This window comes from Streptomyces sp. NRRL S-87, assembly GCF_000719335.1.
GTDB lineage: Bacteria > Actinomycetota > Actinomycetes > Streptomycetales > Streptomycetaceae > Streptomyces.
On record NZ_JOGB01000131.1, the window covers coordinates 1 to 3,399 of the forward strand.

At 75.6% G+C, this 3,399-nt stretch carries 2 protein-coding genes; one reads left to right on the plus strand and one right to left on the minus strand.

The annotated features are described in order from the left end of the window. The first annotated feature begins 239 nt into the window (after window positions 1-239). Window positions 240-1,301 carry an ATP-dependent DNA ligase gene (locus tag IF43_RS0135275; protein ID WP_030210942.1) on the plus strand — a complete coding sequence of 354 codons (1,062 nt, stop codon included), beginning with the start codon at window positions 240-242 and terminating at the stop codon, window positions 1,299-1,301. A gap of 191 nt (window positions 1,302-1,492) precedes the next feature. Here the strand turns inward: IF43_RS0135275 and IF43_RS0135280 are convergent, their stop codons facing one another. Then, window positions 1,493-2,932, minus strand: coding sequence for an NAD(P)-binding protein (locus tag IF43_RS0135280; RefSeq protein WP_030210943.1), 1,440 nt, complete (start codon window positions 2,930-2,932; stop codon window positions 1,493-1,495). Between the last annotated feature and the right edge of the window lie 467 nt (window positions 2,933-3,399).

The window sequence follows — 3,399 nt, forward strand, 5'->3', positions numbered from 1 at the left end:
ACCTCCCAGCGGTAGCTGGGGGAGGCCTGCAGGCCGCCCCTGTCAAGCGCCGAGGGGACCCACACACCACGGGACGGCCCCGCGAAGCGAGCCCACCCCCCACCCGGGTCAGGCCCCCGCAGCGAGCCCACCCGACCCCGGGTCAGGCCCCCGCAGCGAGCCCACCCCGACCCCGGTCAGGCCCCCGAAGCGAGCCGCCCCACCAGGCGCCCCCACCCCCCACCCCGCAGAATCGTCGTATGGACCTGCCGGTGATGCCGCCCGTCAAGCCGATGCTCGCCAAGTCCGTGGCCCGGATCCCGGAGGGGATGCAGTACGAGGCCAAGTGGGACGGCTTCCGCTGCATCGTCTTCCGCGACGGCGCCGAGGTCGAGCTGGGCAGCCGTACCGGCAAGCCGCTGACCCGCTACTTCCCCGAGTTGGTGGCAGCCCTGCGGGCGAACCTGCCCGAGCGGTGCGTCGTGGACGGCGAGATCGTGATCGCGTACGACGGTCGACTGGACTTCGACCGGCTGACCGAGCGCATCCACCCCGCCGCATCCCGGGTGAACCTGCTCGCCGAGCAGACCCCCGCCAGCTTCGTGGCCTTCGATCTGCTCGCCCTGGGCGACACCGACCTGCGGGCGGCCCCGCTCACCGAGCGCCGCGCCGCCCTCGCGGACGCCCTGGGCCCGGCCGGCCCCCCGGTACACCTGGCCCCGGCCACCACCGACGCCGCACTCGCCCAGGAGTGGTTCGACAGGTACGAGGGAGCGGGGCTCGACGGGGTCGTCGCCAAGCCCCTCCACCTCCCCTACCGGCCGGACGCCCGCGTGATGTTCAAGATCAAGCACGAACGGACCGCCGACACCGTCGTGGCGGGCTACCGCTTCCACAAGAGCGGCCCGGTGCTCGGCTCGCTGCTGCTCGGCCTGTACGACGCACGGGGTGCGCTCCAGCACGTCGGCGTGTGCGCCGCGTTCCCGATGAAGCGCCGCGCCGAACTGGTCGAGGAGCTGGAGCCCCTGCGCCTCGACGACGTGGCGGACCACCCGTGGGCCGCCTGGACGGACGACAGCGCCCACGAGGCCGCCCGACTGCCCGGCGCCCCCAGCCGCTGGTCCGGCAAGAAGGACCTCTCCTGGGTCCCGCTGCGCCCCGAGCGCGTGGTGGAGGTCGCCTACGACCACATGGAGGGCGACCGGTTCCGGCACACCGCGCAGTTCCGCCGCTGGCGCCCCGACCGCACGCCCGACAGCTGCACGTACGCCCAGCTGGAGGAGGTCCCCCGCTACGACCTGGCCGAGGTCCTCGGCGGGTGAGCGGGCACGACGGGCCCGCACTTCAGCACCGCACGAAGGGTGCACCACAGGCCGCACGACAAAGCGCACAACAGGCACGCACAACACGCTGTTACGAGACGCCAGCACGCCACCCCGCCAGCACGCCACCCCGCCAGCCCGCCTACGCCCCTACGCCCCTACGCCCCGCGGCGACGCACCGGGCAGTCCCGTCACCGAGTCGCGAGCTTCTCCCAGGTGGCCCGGTCCGGCCCGGCGGCGTTCGGGACGTAGTCGGGCCGGGCGGCGAGCCAGCGGGCGACGCGGGCCTTCACGTCGGGGGCCGCGTACGCCCGCGCGGGGGTCTCCGCCAGGTGCCGGACCCGGGCCCTGGCCCGCATCACCACCGGGTCGGTGAGCGCGCACTCGAAGAGGGCCGCCGTCTCACGGGGCGCGGCGGCCGGGGCCGCCGTGCCGCCGAGCGCCCCGATCCCGAAGCGCTGGTCGAGCGCGGCGTCGGCCACGACCTGGAAGTCGAACCAGGGCCGCAGGGTGGCCCGCGCCCAGGCCAGGTAGCCAGTGGCGAAGCCGAGCGAGCGGGGCTCCTCGTGCACGGTCGTGGCCACCCGGCGGGCGGCCCACAGGGCCAGGGACACACCCTGGCCGAGGGTGGGGTTGGTGTGGGTGATGGCATCGCCGACCGGGACCAGGCCGACGACGACCGGTCCGTGCCCGTCGGCGAGCGCGCTCCAGCGGTTGTCGAGCGCCGCGGTGGCGATGACGTCCGACAGCGGCCGCGCGCCGATGTCCAGCCAGGCCGCGGCCGGTGGGAACGTGCGGGCGGCGGCTTCGAATACGGCCGGATCGCGCAGGGCGGCGCGGGTGGGGTCCGTGGTGTGGACGAACAGGGTCACGGCGAAGGTGCCGTTGTCGGCGGGGAAGACCGCGCAGCCCGCGAACCGCCCGCCCGCCACCGCCCACGGCCGCCGCGGCCCGTCCGACCGTCCCTCGGGCAGCCGGTACCAGCGGCACAGGTATGCCAGCCCCGTCCGGTGCCGCTCGACGAGCGGCGGGCGGCAGCCCGCGTCGGCCAGCCATCGCTCCACGTCGCCGCGCCGGCCGCCGGCCGCCACCGTCAGCTCCCCCTCCCGGCTGCCCGAAGCGGTCCGGACGCCGGTCACCCGGGGCGGGGCCCCGGCCCGGTCGCGCACGGCCACCAGGCCACGGACCCGCTCGCCGTGGTGGGCGGTGATGCCCGGCTCGGCGCGGACGGCGGCGCCGAGGGCGCTCTCCAGCACGATCCGGCGGGCCTGCACCGTCACGAGGTCCTCGTCCCCGGGGCGGGCCGGTGGCCGCTCGTCGAACCAGTCGAGGTCGTGCCGCTCCCGCGCGCCGAGCTCCAGCATCCGGGCGTACACGTCGGGCAGTTCGGCGCGCAGCACCGCGCGGGCGGCGCCGAGCAGGGCGTGCGGCTGGGTCGCCTGCGGGACGGCGGGCCGGTGGCGTCCGAAGAAGGCGCGGTCGAGCGCCTCTCGGTCGAGGGCGTCGGCCGGGTCCGCCCCGGGGGCGCGCGGGTCCCCCTCGAACAGCTCGACGGTGTGCCCGTACCGCGCGGCGAGCAGCGCGGTCGCGAGCCCGCCGATCCCGCCTCCGACCACCAGGACGTGCGTCATGTGCCTCCCCCTTCGCGGGCTCCTCGGAACCCTCTTCGCAGGCGGGGCGCGGAGGCGTGGGGGCGTGGGGTGCGGGGCCGTAGCTCCTCAGGGACCCAGACCCTCGCGGATCCCGGCTCCCCCGTGTCCGCACCGCCCCAAGAGCTTGCGCGGGGCGGGGCGGGGTGAAACCAGGCACGGGTCCGCGTACACAGAGCCGAATCACGGATCCCGGGGTGTACCTGCCACCCGGACCGTGGGTCCCACGGTGTGAGGGTCCCGCGGTGTGTGGGTCCCGCGGTGTGTGGGTCCCGCGGTGTGTGGGTCCCCTCGCCTCTTGACCCGGTATGGCCTGCAGGCCCTGCGGCAGGCCCACCCCTGGGGCAAGGGCTTCCGTTCTAGTGGTCGTCGCAACACCCCAGCTCAGGGGATGCGATGGACTTCAAGATCCGGGAGATCCGGACGGCGCAGGGGCCGAAGAAGCTGGT

Excerpts from the sequence above, each read along its gene's own strand:
- IF43_RS0135275 (WP_030210942.1), top strand. The coding sequence starts at position 240 with ATGGACCTGCCGGTGATGCCGCCCGTCAAGCCGATGCTCGCCAAGTCC.
- IF43_RS0135280 (WP_030210943.1), bottom strand. The coding sequence starts at position 2,932 with ATGACGCACGTCCTGGTGGTCGGAGGCGGGATCGGCGGGCTCGCGACC.